Source organism: Salmonella sp. NW1250, assembly GCF_051812965.1.
Taxonomy (GTDB): domain Bacteria; phylum Pseudomonadota; class Gammaproteobacteria; order Enterobacterales; family Enterobacteriaceae; genus Salmonella; species Salmonella enterica.
The window spans coordinates 74611-87864 of record NZ_JAMNDD010000003.1; the positions used below are offsets into that span (position 1 = coordinate 74611).

Annotated in this window: 12 protein-coding genes and 1 pseudogene; 11 read left to right on the forward strand and 2 right to left on the reverse strand. The window is 53.9% G+C overall.

The window, feature by feature from the left end; translation table 11 throughout:
• Positions 1–118: 118 nt before the first annotated feature.
• The 7 genes and pseudogenes from ssaA (at position 119) to foxA (ending at position 6343) form a co-directional block, all read left to right on the forward strand.
• Positions 119–220, forward strand: coding sequence for a small effector SsaA (gene ssaA / locus NBA72_RS05925; RefSeq protein ID WP_000934834.1), 102 nt, complete (start codon positions 119–121; stop codon positions 218–220).
• A 116-nt stretch (positions 221–336) separates the two neighbouring features.
• A complete protein-coding gene (locus tag NBA72_RS05930) occupies positions 337–1740 on the forward strand; it encodes a cytochrome ubiquinol oxidase subunit I (RefSeq protein WP_042948182.1) in 1404 nt (467 codons plus the stop codon).
• Positions 1737–2747: a cytochrome d ubiquinol oxidase subunit II gene (gene cydB / locus NBA72_RS05935; protein WP_000151047.1), complete on the forward strand. Its 1011-nt coding sequence runs from the start codon at positions 1737–1739 to the stop codon at positions 2745–2747. The genes NBA72_RS05930 and cydB overlap by 4 nt, the downstream gene beginning before the upstream one ends.
• Positions 2693–2878: a DUF2474 domain-containing protein gene (locus NBA72_RS05940; protein ID WP_305954967.1), complete on the forward strand. Its 186-nt coding sequence runs from the start codon at positions 2693–2695 to the stop codon at positions 2876–2878. The genes cydB and NBA72_RS05940 overlap by 55 nt, the downstream gene beginning before the upstream one ends.
• Positions 2797–2989, forward strand: a pseudogene (locus tag NBA72_RS05945) (hypothetical protein). Before NBA72_RS05940 ends, NBA72_RS05945 begins: the two are co-directional and overlap by 82 nt.
• Before the next feature lie 95 nt (positions 2990–3084).
• On the forward strand, positions 3085–4089 hold the full coding sequence (gene foxR, locus NBA72_RS05950; protein WP_000074601.1) for a ferrioxamine uptake transcriptional regulator FoxR: 1005 nt from the start codon (positions 3085–3087) through the stop codon (positions 4087–4089).
• A 145-nt stretch (positions 4090–4234) separates the two neighbouring features.
• A complete protein-coding gene (gene foxA / locus NBA72_RS05955) occupies positions 4235–6343 on the forward strand; it encodes a ferrioxamine B receptor FoxA (protein WP_137963472.1) in 2109 nt (702 codons plus the stop codon).
• 38 nt (positions 6344–6381) lie between these two features.
• Here the strand turns inward: foxA and NBA72_RS05960 are convergent, their stop codons facing one another.
• On the reverse strand, positions 6382–7014 hold the full coding sequence (locus NBA72_RS05960; protein ID WP_000433131.1) for a LysE family transporter: 633 nt from the start codon (positions 7012–7014) through the stop codon (positions 6382–6384).
• A 231-nt stretch (positions 7015–7245) separates the two neighbouring features.
• Here NBA72_RS05960 and yahO point away from each other — a divergent pair, with 231 nt between their 5' ends.
• Positions 7246–7521, forward strand: coding sequence for a DUF1471 family periplasmic protein YahO (yahO, locus tag NBA72_RS05965; RefSeq protein ID WP_000848026.1), 276 nt, complete (start codon positions 7246–7248; stop codon positions 7519–7521).
• Between the two features lie 136 nt (positions 7522–7657).
• Here yahO and prpR read toward each other — a convergent pair whose 3' ends face one another.
• Positions 7658–9283 (reverse strand): propionate catabolism operon regulatory protein PrpR, encoded by a 1626-nt coding sequence (gene prpR, locus NBA72_RS05970; RefSeq protein ID WP_042948178.1) that lies wholly within the window; start codon positions 9281–9283, stop codon positions 7658–7660.
• 265 nt (positions 9284–9548) lie between these two features.
• Here prpR and prpB point away from each other — a divergent pair, with 265 nt between their 5' ends.
• The 3 genes from prpB to NBA72_RS05985 all read left to right on the forward strand — a co-directional run bounded on the left by prpB (position 9549) and on the right by NBA72_RS05985 (position 13219).
• Complete coding sequence (gene prpB / locus NBA72_RS05975) at positions 9549–10436, forward strand: methylisocitrate lyase (RefSeq protein ID WP_000052221.1); 888 nt, start codon at positions 9549–9551, stop codon at positions 10434–10436.
• Between the two features lie 122 nt (positions 10437–10558).
• Complete coding sequence (prpC, locus tag NBA72_RS05980; RefSeq protein ID WP_000132746.1) at positions 10559–11728, forward strand: bifunctional 2-methylcitrate synthase/citrate synthase; 1170 nt, start codon at positions 10559–10561, stop codon at positions 11726–11728.
• Between the two features lie 39 nt (positions 11729–11767).
• Positions 11768–13219, forward strand: a complete 1452-nt coding sequence (locus tag NBA72_RS05985; protein ID WP_042948177.1) for a bifunctional 2-methylcitrate dehydratase/aconitate hydratase — start codon at positions 11768–11770, stop codon at positions 13217–13219.
• Positions 13220–13254: the final 35 nt, after the last annotated feature.

Sequence of the window (13254 nt, forward strand, 5' to 3'; positions counted from 1 at the left end):
TAAGCGTATTTTGCTGAAATTGCAAATAGTCTTGAAGACGCTGTTTTTTTGTTTTGCCGTTATTTTTATAACGGCCAGGTAGATATTGCCAAGTGAATGTAACTAAGGGAGACATGTTATGCTAAATAGATACTACCGTTTCGCTGTCGAAAAAGACGACCCCTCCGAAGCGCCAGAGTCGGGCGATAAGCCTGACAGCCAGCCGCAAAAAAAATCGTAATTTATCTGGATATTCCCCGACGTTTTTACGTTTGGGGAAAATAACCGTTTCGTTTCAACCTGGTTGCGAACAGTGAATATTTTACACGAAGTGACTATATATAAACGGGAGGGAACATGGAGTTTGATGCCTTCTTTTTAGCGAGACTCCAGTTTGCCTTTACCGTCTCTTTTCATATTATTTTCCCCGCGATTACGATTGGCTTAGCCAGTTACCTGGTGGTACTGGAAGGTTTATGGCTAAAAACGCGTAATCCTGTCTGGCGCTCGCTCTATCAGTTCTGGCTCAAAATTTTTGCCGTCAACTTCGGGATGGGCGTGGTCTCCGGTCTGGTCATGGCTTACCAGTTCGGAACGAACTGGAGCGGTTTCTCCCAGTTCGCCGGCAGTATCACCGGGCCTTTATTAACCTATGAAGTGCTCACCGCATTCTTCCTGGAAGCGGGATTCTTAGGCGTGATGCTTTTTGGCTGGAACAAAGTCGGGCCGGGCCTGCATTTCTTGTCTACCTGTATGGTGGCGTTGGGTACGTTAATGTCGACGTTCTGGATTCTGGCGTCTAATAGCTGGATGCATACCCCGCAGGGATTTGAAATTCACAACGGTCAGGTGGTCCCGGTGGACTGGTTCGCGGTGATTTTCAACCCGTCGTTCCCGTATCGCCTGTTGCATATGTCCGTTGCGGCGTTTTTAAGTAGCGCGATGTTTGTCGGCGCGTCCGCAGCCTGGCATTTACTGAAAGGTAACGATACGCCGGCTATCCGCCGTATGTTCTCGATGGCGTTATGGATGGCGGTCGTGGTGGCGCCCGTTCAGGCATTGATTGGCGATATGCATGGCCTTAATACTCTGAAGCATCAGCCGGTCAAAATTGCCGCGATTGAGGGGCACTGGGAAAATACGCCCGGCGAGCCAACGCCGCTTACGCTGGTAGGCTGGCCGGATATGGAGGCGGAACGGACCCGCTATGCGCTTGAGATCCCGGCGTTGGGCAGTCTGATCCTGACACATAGCCTGGACAAACAGGTGCCTGCGCTAAAAGATTATCCCAAAGAGGATCGCCCCAACTCTACCGTGGTGTTCTGGTCTTTCCGTCTGATGGTGGGCATGGGCGTACTGATGATCTTCCTGGGGCTGGCCAGCCTGTGGCTGCGCTACCGACGCCGCCTGTATCATTCGCGGCCCTTTATGCACTTTGCGCTGTGGATGGGGCCGTCCGGGCTTATCGCCATCCTTGCCGGATGGGTGACGACTGAAGTAGGACGTCAGCCGTGGGTGGTCTATGGCCTGCTGCGAACGCGTGATGCGGTTTCCGCGCACAGCACCTTGCAGATGAGCATCAGTTTGCTGGCCTTCTTTGTGGTCTATTCCCTGGTCTTTGGGGTTGGCTATATTTATATGATTCGCCTTATCCAGAAAGGGCCGCAGCCGGCGGAGACACCGACCGCTAAAACCGATGGCAGACCCGCGCGTCCTATCTCTGCCGTGGGAGAATCGCTTGAGCAGGAGAAACGCGAATGACCATCGATCTTCCGGTTATCTGGTTTGCTATTATCGTGTTCGCCACGCTGATGTATATCGTAATGGATGGGTTCGATCTGGGCGTCGGTATCCTGTTTCCGTTTATTCGCGATAAACACGATCGCGATGTTATGGTGAACTCGGTCGCGCCGGTATGGGACGGGAACGAAACCTGGCTGGTGCTGGGCGGGGCCGGGCTTTTTGGCGCTTTCCCGTTGGCTTATGCTGTCATCACCGACGCGCTGACTATCCCGCTGGTGGTTATGCTGCTTGGTCTTATCTTTCGCGGCGTCGCTTTTGAATTCCGTTTTAAAGCCACCGAGTCGCATCGCGCGTTCTGGGATAAATCCTTTATCGTCGGGTCAATCCTGGCGACCTTTGCCCAGGGGGTTGTGGTGGGCGCGGTGGTGAGCGGTTTTCAGGTGGAAGGGCGAACCTTTAGCGGTTCGCAGCTTGACTGGCTGACGCCGTTTAACCTGTTCTGCGGCGTCGGTCTGGTTGTCACCTACGCGCTGCTGGGCGCTACCTGGCTGATTATGAAAAGCGAAGATCCGCTGCATAGCCGGATGTGCGCGCTGTCGCGCCCGTTGTTGATCGTCTTGTTGCTGGTGATGGGAGGCGTCAGCGTGTGGACGCCGCTCACCCACGACGACATCGCCGAGCGCTGGTTCACGCTGCCCAATTTATACTACTTCCTGCCGGTGCCTGTGCTGGTGCTGGCTTTTAGCGTCTGGCTATGGCGCAGCGTGAAAAAACCAGAATCCCATGCGCGTCCATTTATTCTCACGCTAGGGCTGATTTTTCTGGGGTTCAGCGGGTTAGGCATCAGTATTTGGCCGAATATTATTCCACCGGATATTTCGCTGTATGCCGCCGCCGCGCCGCCGCAAAGTCAAAGCTTTATGCTGGTTGGGGCGCTGATAATCATCCCGATTATTCTGGCTTATACCTTCTGGAGCTACTACGTCTTCCGTGGAAAAGTGCGACATGGAGAGGGATATCACTGATGGTTAAAGTGAAAAAATGGTCGCGGCGAGTCGTATGGATGGTCGCGATATGGTGCGCCAGCGTGCTTCTGCTGGCGGGCGTCGGAATGTTATTCAGACTGCTCATGACCTCCGCAGGATTCCGCTCCTGACTGATACCCCCCGGACGCGCTTTCATCTCTCGCGAAAGCGCGTTTTTATCGACAGATCGGCGTTTATCGATCACCTTTGCTCGCCTTATCTCCCCCCTCAATAGCGGTTGATAATTATTCTCATCTTTATTGTCGTTCCCGGGCCGCAGTGATATGGTTACACAGTGGCTAACGCTCTGGTATAACGCAGATAAACGGTATTGATAATGTCTCCGATCTCCTGTCACTCTTCCGCCGCCCCGGCGATGAAAAAGATCTTTTCCGTCAGCGACTTCATCGCGTTTGGCGAGCGTTATGGCATTGATTACCGCTTCCCTGCGTTACCGCAGTATACGCAGAGTAGTCCCGTACTTCATGGCGATATCGAAGAGATAGCGCTTCCCGGCGGGATTTGCATTACACGCTCGGATGTTCACGTGTTACAACCTTATGAAACCACCTCTCGCCATAGCAGTCCGCTGTATATGCTGGTGGTGCTGGAAGGTAACGTCGCGCTGGCTGTCAATGAGCAGACCTTTTTGTTGAGCGCGGGGATGGCGTTTTGCTCGCAGCTGAGTGAGCAGCAGACGATACGCGCCCATCACGGCGCAGACAGTAAATTGCGCACCTTGTCGCTGGGAATGTACCCGGACGGCGGATGGCGGGAGCGTTTGCCTGTCTCGCTGGCAGACGAGTGGGAAAATAGCGCTGCCTCGGCGAGGGTCTGGCAGGTGCCGGAGTTTCTGCTTTCGGGGCTACGTTATGCGCAGCAGCCCGGACCTCATGCGGCGTCACGCCAGTTAATGCTGGAAGGCATCATGCTGCAATTACTGGGCTATGCGCTAAATCTATGTCAGCCCGCAACGCAAAAACGCGGGCTTCCCGTCACCGGTGAATATCAGCGGCTGGAGCTCATTCGGCGTTTACTGGAGCAGACGCCGGAAAAAGCTTACACGCTGAACGAACTGGCGCGTCGGGCGGCAATGAGTCCAAGTAGCCTGCGGTGCAAGTTTCGCCATGCCTATGGGTGTACCGTGTTTGATTATCTGCGCGATTGCCGCCTGGCGCGTGCGCGTCGTTATCTGATGGAGGGATACAGCGTGCAGCAGGCCGCCTGGATGTCAGGCTATCAACATGCCACAAACTTTGCGACGGCATTTCGTCGGCGTTATGGTTGCTCGCCCGGCGAGCTGCGTGACGCGTCTCTGACGGCGTCCCGCCACTGTGCGTAACGCGCCCCGCCAGAGCGGTAATATCCGCTGCTAACCCGGTTTTCTGCCGCTTTGGGTGATTTTTTATCATTGCGCATAGGCAATCTGGCGTTACGCATAGTGGTCCGTTATCTCTAAAAGGTAATAATTCTTATTTACAATAAAGATGCCTTTGGAGATGTTCATGTTTGCGACAACGCGTATGGCGCTATTGATAGGCGGAGCTATCGGCGGCGCGACTTTTCCTCTTTCTGCCCAGGAAACCACAAAAAATGATACCGTCATTGTCACCTCGCCCGTTCAGAGTGGCGCGACTAAGCTGGCGACGCCAGATATTGAAACGCCGCAGTCGGTATCCATTATTACCCGCCAGCAGTTTGAAGAGCAGGGCGCAACCAGCGTGCGTCAGGCGGTCAGCTACACCCCAGGCGTATACAGTAATCAGATAGGCGCCTCTAACCGCTTTGATTACATCGTATTGCGTGGTTTTTCGGACGGTAGTCTGGATAACGTCTATCTCGACGGGTTAAAAATGATGGGCGACACCAATTCGCACAGTTCGTTGGTGGTTGACCCCTGGTTTCTGGAAGATATCGAGGTGGTACGCGGCCCGGCGTCCGTTCTGTATGGACGTTCATCGCCAGGCGGCATTGTCGCGCTGACGTCGCGAAAACCGGCGTTTGATGCCGGGGGAGAGGTGAAGCTGTTTGCCGGCAATCACAACCAGCGCGGGGCGGCTTTTGATGTGACCGGCCCACTGGATGACAATGAACGTGTGGCGGCGCGTCTTAGCGGCATGACACGTTACGCCGATTCGCAGTTTACCCCCTTGAAAGAGGAACGTTATGCGCTGATGCCGAGCCTGACCTGGCGAATTACCGATCGGACGCGTCTTGATCTTATGGCCTATCTGCACCTTGATCCGGAAGGCGGTAGCCACTCCGGACTGCCTTATCAAGGCACGGTTGTACCTTATAACGGCGGAAAAATTTCTAACACTTTCTTTGAAGGTGAAGATGACTACGACAAATACGATCGCCGTGAAAATATGGTGGGTTATAACATTGAGCATCTGTTCGATAACGGCTGGTCGGTACGGCAAAAATTGCGCTATTTGCATACCAAAGTGACGTTGAATCAGGTCTATGCCGCAGGTTGGTTGAATGAAACGGCGCTGAATCGCGGCTATTCCGGCTCCGGGGAGAAAATGTCGGCTATTGCGCTGGATAATCAGCTCGACGGCAGCGTGGATACCGGGGCGATTAATCATCGTCTGCTGGTGGGGATCGATTATCAGGATCGCAGTAACCATACTACTGGCTATTATGGCGCGTTTCCGCCGATTGACGCTTTCAACCCTGTTTATGGCGCTCAGCCGGATTACATTACGTTGTATAGCCGTGAAAAACATAAGCTGCGGCAGACCGGATACTATTTACAGGATCAGATGTCATGGGATCGCTGGCGCTTTACGTTGGGCGGTCGTTACGATCGGGTCAGCGTGTCTAACATCGACAAACTTCATGATTCACGCAGCGATCTCGATAAAAACAACGTCAGTACCCGTGCTGCGTTGCTTTATCTGTTCGACAATGGCGTCGCCCCCTATCTCAGTTATTCTACCGCGTTTACGCCGACCAGCTTCGCCGACGAAAACGGCAATGTGCTGGAACCGATGAAAGGCAAGCAGTGGGAGGCGGGGGTAAAATACGAACCGCTGGGGGGGAATAGCCAGTTTAGCGCCGCCGTGTATCGTATTAATCAGACCAATATCGCGACCAAAGAAGAACCTACCGATCCGTACCGCTCGATTGGTGAAATTGAGTCTAAAGGGGTGGAACTGGAGGCCATTAGCCATTTGTCGGATAGCGTCCGTTTGCAGGCGGCGTATACCTATACTGATATACGTTATAAGAAAAGTAGCCCGCAAGAGCAGGGGAAGCGCGCGGTTTATGCTCCACGGAACCAGGCCAGCGCCTGGCTAAGCTACGATGTGAAAAGCGGTCTGTTAGAGGGGCTGACTTTGGGCTCCGGCATCCGGTACGTCAACGGCGTGACCAGCGATCGCCTGAATACCCACACCTTGCCGTCCTATACACTGGTCGACATGGTGGTTGGGTATGATTTATCCAGCATTGGGTTAAATGGCTTGAGCGCCCAGCTCAACGTAAATAATCTGACGGACAAACGCTATGTCGCTGCCTGTAATTCGCTCTCTTATTGTTATTTTGGCGCCGAGCGTAGCATTGTAGGCAGCGTGTCATGGGCGTTTTGATAACGCTTATCGTCCGGTAGCAAAGGCTACCGGGCAAACTAGCGGTGCGTCACGCCTTCATAGAGAAGTCTGAGCGCAAACATCCCGATAATGGCGCCGATAACACGGCTGGCAATGCGCTGTATTCGTCCATAAGCGCGGCGGACTGCGGGGAGCGAAAAGGCCTGGCTGAGAAAAATACGCCAGATAACGGATGACAGCACAATTCCGGCCCAGGCCATTAACCTTGCCCATGTGGGCGTTTCTGCGCTAAGTGTTACGGAAAAAATACTGATAAAAAACAGTACGGTTTGCGGATTGGATAAATCGGTCATTAATCCCCGGCGAAAGAAAATTGTCCACGGAGCGGCAATCGGCGTCTGGAGCGTGCTCATTTGCGGCGTCGCCTGGTGGCGAATACTGTTCCAGGCGAACCATAATAAATAGGCGCCGCCGACAATTTTGATAAGAGAAAATACCGCTTCGCATTGCGTAATGAGCGTCGCCAGACCGAAAAGCCCCAGCCCGGAATAAAAGGCGTCTCCCGTGGCGACGCCCAGGCCGGTGATGACTCCCGCCCGGCGTCCTGATGCGAGGCTGGTTTGCACCACCACAAACAAATTCGCGCCGGGATTAAAAAAGGTTAACACAAACAGACTGACGGTAAGCACAACGGCGTGAAACGGCTCCATAGACAACTCTTCCCATAGCCTCAAGAAATAACGTTCATCTTATTAATAGTCAAACCAGATGATTGCGAGTGAGATCACAAAGCAGGGGCGTTTTAATCCGCGTTGTTACGCCGACAGAGCGGGGGCTGACTGGATTTTTCCAGCAATCTACACTACTTATTTAATCAGTCCGAACGGCTTTTTTGTTCTGATAAAGCGATGATGGCGTAATAATAAAACGAGGGTTTTGCTATGAAAACTGGCTACAAGGTTATGCTTGGCGCATTAGCGTTTGTCGTGACAAACGTTTATGCCGCAGAAATCATGAAAAAAACGGACTTTGATAAAGTCGCCTCCGAATACACGAAAATTGGCACTATTTCCACCACCGGGGAAATGTCGCCGCTGGATGCCAGAGAAGATTTAATCAAAAAGGCGGATGAAAAAGGGGCGGATGTGGTGGTGCTGACGTCCGGGCAGACAGAAAATAAAATTCATGGTACGGCTGATATTTATAAAAAGAAATAAAAGCGTTGCATCATAAAAATACCCGCCTGGGTTTCCGGCGGGTATTTTTATTCCAGGCAACCGTCATCCGTTTTTGCCGGATGACGGCCTGCAGTAAACGTAGCGCCATCAGGCATTCAGGACGCTGTCATTTGTCTTAATTACCCGACTGGTCTTTGGCACCAGCTTTTAAACGACGCCACAGAGTGGTGCGGCTAATCCCCAGATAACGCGCCGCCGCGGTCTTATCGCCATTAAAGCGCGCCAGTACATCCTGTAACGTGTGCGCATCCACGGTTGAAGGCGTCAGTTCTGCTGTGTTCACCATAAGCTCAGGTAATAACTGCCGCATAAATTGCCTGTCCAGCGTTGGCGCGGGATCGACGCTTAAAAAAAGCGCCAGGCGCTCCATCATATTACGCAGTTCGCGAATATTACCGGGCCAGCGCCAGGCCAGCAAAAGCGGCTGACACTGTGTCAATCCATGACGTATCGATTCGGTAAACGGAATTTCCATCGCCGCCAGCGACTGTTTTAAAAAGCTTTCCGCCAGCGGCAAAATATCAGCCTGCCGCTCGCGCAAAGGAGGAAGCGTCAGACGCAGAATACTCAGGCGGTAAAAGAGATCGGGGCGAAAACGTCCTTGCATTATCTCCCGATCCAGATCGCAATGCGTAGCGCTGATCACCCGGACATCCACCGGGATCGGTTGGTGTCCGCCGACGCGAGTGACGGCTTTTTCCTCCAGTACGCGCAAAAGTCGGGTTTGTAAGGGCAAGGGCATTTCGCCGATTTCATCCAGAAACAGCGTGCCGCCGTGTGCGATTTCAAACAGCCCCGCCCGGCCTCCTCGTCGTGAACCGGTAAACGCGCCCTCTTCATAACCAAATAGTTCCGCCTCCAGCAATGACTCGGTAATCGCGCCACAATTGACGGCGACAAAGGGAGGGGATGGCTTATTCTGACGGTGAGGCTGGCGGTGAAAAAACGTCTGGTGAATCGCCTGCGCCGCCAGCTCTTTTCCGGTCCCTGTTTCCCCCTGAATCAGCACTGCCGCACGGGAGCGGGCATAGAGCGTAATCGTCTGGCGGAGCTGCTCCATTTGCGGCGACTGGCCACGTATATCGCCCAGTTCATACCGGGTTTGTAATCCCTTGCCGGATGGGTAATCCACGCGCTGTCGCCGTGTCAGACGGGTCATATCCAGCGCATCATAGAAAGCCTGACGAACGGTCGCCGCGGAATAAATAAAGATGGCGGTCATTCCTGCTTCTTCCGCCAGATCGGTAATCAATCCCGCGCCGACGACGGCCTCAATACCGTTGGCCTTAAGTTCGTTAATTTGCCCGCGCGCGTCCTCTTCGGTGACATAGCTTCGCTGTTCAAGACGGAGGTGAAACGTTTTCTGAAAGGCAAGTAAAGCCGGAATGGTCTCCTGATAGGTCACGATACCGATAGACGAGGTGAGCTTTCCCGCTTTCGCCAGCGCCTGTAATACATCGAATCCGCTGGGCTTGATGAGGATCACCGGTATTGACAGGCGGCTTTTTAAATAGGCCCCATTCGAACCCGCCGCGATAATCGCGTCGCAGCGCTCGGTCGCCAGTTTTTTGCGAATGTAGGTCACCGCCTTTTCAAAGCCGAGTTGAATAGGCGTGATGGTCGCCAGATGATCGAATTCCAGGCTGATATCCCGAAACAGTTCGAACAGACGCGTTACGGAGACCGTCCAGATCACCGGTTTATCGCTATTATCGCGCGGAGCGCTGTGAGCAGTCGTCATCGCAGTAGGCTCATCTTTAAGGGGCGATTTTTTGTTTTAAACGTGTTTCATAAATGTTGCAATGAAACAGGGTGATTCGTTTCATGAAACGTTAGCTGACACGTTTTTCTTTTCCCTTAATCGCGCTTATTCATAACAGGAATGACTGTAATCACCTGTTTTTAAATCTCATTGTATTTAATTTTCTCGCAGCCTCTTTGCCTGGCATAGCCTTTGCTTTGGTGAATACATTCTGAGTAACAATTTACTAACATGAGGACGAGATATGTCTTTACATTCGCCGGGGCAGGCATTTCGCGCCGCGCTCGCTAAAGAGAATCCATTACAAATTGTCGGCGCTATTAATGCCAACCATGCTCTGTTGGCCCAACGGGCCGGGTATCAGGCTATCTATCTTTCTGGCGGCGGCGTAGCGGCGGGCTCGCTCGGACTGCCGGATCTGGGGATTTCGACGCTGGATGATGTGTTAACCGATATCCGGCGCATCACGGATGTTTGCCCGCTGCCGCTGTTGGTGGATGCGGATATTGGCTTTGGCTCCTCCGCCTTTAATGTCGCGCGGACGGTAAAGTCCATAGCCAAAGCGGGCGCCGCCGCGCTGCATATTGAAGACCAGGTTGGCGCTAAGCGCTGTGGACACCGTCCCAACAAAGCGATCGTCTCGAAAGAGGAGATGGTAGACCGAATTCGGGCGGCAGTGGATGCGCGCACCGATCCGAACTTTGTGATCATGGCGCGTACCGATGCGCTGGCGGTGGAAGGGCTGGAGGCGGCTCTCGATCGTGCGCAGGCTTACGTGGACGCGGGGGCTGACATGCTGTTCCCGGAGGCGATCACCGAACTGTCGATGTACCGTCAGTTCGCCGACGTGGCGCAGGTGCCGATCCTCGCCAACATCACTGAGTTTGGCGCGACGCCGCTGTTTACGACCGACGAGTTGCGCAGCGCACACGTGGCGATGGCGCTCTATCCGCTGTCGGCGTTTCGCGCCATGAACCGCGCCGCAGAAAAAGTCTATACCGTGCTGCGCCAGGAAGGGACGCAAAAGAACGTGATCGACATCATGCAGACTCGTAACGAGCTGTACGAAAGCATCAATTACTACCAGTTCGAAGAGAAGCTGGACGCGCTGTACAGGAATAAAAAATCGTAGCCTGTAGGCCTGATAAGGCGAAGCCGCCATCAGGCAATGCCGGATGGCACTACGTTTAACCCGCCTACGGTACGGCCTACACGCCTCAATACCCTACACATTACAATAATGACGAGGACAATATGACAGACACGACGATCCTGCAAAACAACACGCATGTCATTAAGCCTAAAAAATCAGTCGCGCTTTCCGGCGTACCTGCCGGAAATACCGCTCTGTGTACCGTGGGAAAAAGCGGTAACGATCTGCACTATCGCGGTTACGACATTCTCGATCTGGCGGAGCACTGCGAATTTGAAGAAGTCGCGCATTTACTGATCCACGGAAAATTACCGACCCGCGACGAGCTGAACGCGTATAAAAGCAAATTAAAAGCGCTGCGCGGATTACCCGCCAATGTCCGTACCGTTCTGGAAGCGTTACCGGCGGCCTCGCACCCGATGGACGTGATGCGTACCGGCGTTTCCGCGCTGGGCTGCACCCTGCCGGAAAAAGAGGCACATACCGTCTCTGGCGCGCGCGATATTGCCGATAAGCTGTTGGCCTCGCTCAGCTCTATCCTTCTTTACTGGTATCACTACAGCCACAACGGCGAACGTATTCAGCCGGAAACCGACGATGATTCCATCGGCGGCCATTTCCTGCATCTGCTGCATGGTGAAAAGCCAACCCAAAGCTGGGAAAAGGCGATGCATATTTCGCTGGTGCTGTATGCCGAGCATGAGTTCAACGCCTCGACGTTTACCAGCCGGGTGATTGCCGGAACCGGCTCGGATGTCTACTCCGCGATTATCGGCGCGATTGGCGCGCTGCGCGGCCCGAAACACGGCGGGGCGAATGAGGTGTCGCTGGAAATTCAACAGCGTTATGAAACGCCGGACGAGGCAGAGGCGGATATCCGTAAACGCGTGGAAAACAAAGAGGTGGTGATTGGCTTTGGACATCCGGTTTACACCATCGCCGACCCGCGCCATCAGGTGATCAAACGGGTGGCGAAACAGCTTTCAGAAGAAGGCGGCTCGCTGAAGATGTACCACATCGCCGACCGTCTGGAAACGGTGATGTGGGAGACCAAAAAGATGTTCCCGAATCTCGACTGGTTTTCGGCGGTCTCCTACAACATGATGGGCGTCCCTACCGAAATGTTCACCCCGCTGTTTGTCATCGCCCGCGTTACCGGCTGGGCGGCGCACATTATTGAACAGCGTCAGGACAACAAAATTATTCGTCCCTCTGCCAACTATACCGGGCCGGAAGATCGTCCGTTTGTCTCGATAGACGATCGTTGCTAACTCACTCTTATTAAAAATAAAACGCAGGAAACGTACCCTATGTCTACCCAAGAACTGAACATCCGCCCAGACTTTGACCGTGAAATCGTTGATATCGTTGATTACGTTATGAATTACGAGATCACCTCAAAGGTGGCGTACGACACCGCGCATTATTGCCTGCTCGACACGCTCGGTTGTGGTCTGGAAGCGCTGGAATACCCGGCCTGTAAAAAATTGCTTGGGCCAATCGTGCCAGGCACGGTGGTGCCCAACGGCGCACGCGTGCCAGGCACTCAGTTCCAGCTCGATCCGGTACAGGCAGCCTTTAACATTGGCGCGATGATCCGCTGGCTCGATTTTAACGATACCTGGCTTGCCGCCGAGTGGGGCCATCCTTCTGATAACCTCGGCGGTATTCTGGCGATTGCTGACTGGCTGTCACGCAACGCCGTCGCCGCCGGCAAAGCGCCGCTGACCATGAAACAGGTATTGAGCGGGATGATCAAAGCCCATGAAATTCAGGGCTGCATCGCGCTGGAAAACGCCTTCAACCGTGTCGGGCTTGACCATGTGCTGCTGGTGAAAGTGGCCTCGACCGCGGTGGTCGCTGAAATGCTGGGGCTGACGCGCGATGAGATCCTCAACGCGGTATCGCTGGCGTGGGTGGATGGCCAGTCGCTGCGTACCTATCGTCATGCGCCGAATACCGGTACGCGCAAATCCTGGGCGGCGGGCGATGCGACTTCGCGCGCGGTACGTCTGGCGCTGATGGCGAAAACCGGCGAGATGGGCTATCCCTCGGCGCTCACCGCCAAAACCTGGGGCTTCTACGACGTTTCATTCAAAGGTGAAACGTTCCGTTTCCAGCGCCCTTACGGCTCCTACGTGATGGAAAACGTGCTGTTCAAAATTTCTTTCCCGGCAGAATTCCACTCGCAAACCGCCGTCGAAGCGGCGATGACGCTGTACGAGCAGATGCAGGCCGCGGGCAAAACGGCAGCGGATATCGAGAAAGTGACTATCCGCACCCACGAAGCCTGTCTCCGCATTATCGATAAAAAAGGCCCACTCAATAACCCGGCGGACCGCGATCACTGTATCCAGTATATGGTCGCCGTGCCGCTGCTGTTCGGACGGTTAACCGCGGCGGATTATGAAGACGAGGTGGCGCAGGACAAGCGTATTGACGCCCTGCGCGAGAAAATCGTGTGTTATGAGGACCCGGCTTTTACCGCCGACTATCACGACCCGGAAAAACGTGCTATCGGCAATGCGATCACCGTGGAGTTTACTGATGGCTCATGCTTTGGCGAGGTTGCCGTGGAGTATCCGATTGGTCATGCGCGTCGCCGCGCCGACGGTATTCCGAAGCTTATCGAAAAATTTAAAATTAACCTGGCGCGTCAGTTCCCGACTCGCCAGCAGCAACGCATTCTGGATGTCTCCCTGGACAGAGCCCGCCTGGAGCAGATGCCGGTTAACGAATACCTCGATTTATATGTCATCTGAGCCAGCCAGCAGTAAGGCGTAAGTTCAACAGGAGA

Bases quoted from the DNA above. Each gene is read 5' to 3' on its own strand.
- cydB (WP_000151047.1), top strand. From the start codon at position 1,737: ATGACCATCGATCTTCCGGTTATCTGGTTTGCTATTATCGTGTTCGCC.
- foxR (WP_000074601.1), top strand. From the start codon at position 3,085: ATGTCTCCGATCTCCTGTCACTCTTCCGCCGCCCCGGCGATGAAAAAG.
- prpC (WP_000132746.1), top strand. From the start codon at position 10,559: ATGACAGACACGACGATCCTGCAAAACAACACGCATGTCATTAAGCCT.
- foxA (WP_137963472.1), top strand. From the start codon at position 4,235: ATGCCTTTGGAGATGTTCATGTTTGCGACAACGCGTATGGCGCTATTG.
- NBA72_RS05930 (WP_042948182.1), top strand. From the start codon at position 337: ATGGAGTTTGATGCCTTCTTTTTAGCGAGACTCCAGTTTGCCTTTACC.
- NBA72_RS05985 (WP_042948177.1), top strand. From the start codon at position 11,768: ATGTCTACCCAAGAACTGAACATCCGCCCAGACTTTGACCGTGAAATC.
- NBA72_RS05960 (WP_000433131.1), bottom strand. From the start codon at position 7,014: ATGGAGCCGTTTCACGCCGTTGTGCTTACCGTCAGTCTGTTTGTGTTA.
- prpB (WP_000052221.1), top strand. From the start codon at position 9,549: ATGTCTTTACATTCGCCGGGGCAGGCATTTCGCGCCGCGCTCGCTAAA.
- yahO (WP_000848026.1), top strand. From the start codon at position 7,246: ATGAAAACTGGCTACAAGGTTATGCTTGGCGCATTAGCGTTTGTCGTG.
- prpR (WP_042948178.1), bottom strand. From the start codon at position 9,283: ATGACGACTGCTCACAGCGCTCCGCGCGATAATAGCGATAAACCGGTG.
- ssaA (WP_000934834.1), top strand. From the start codon at position 119: ATGCTAAATAGATACTACCGTTTCGCTGTCGAAAAAGACGACCCCTCC.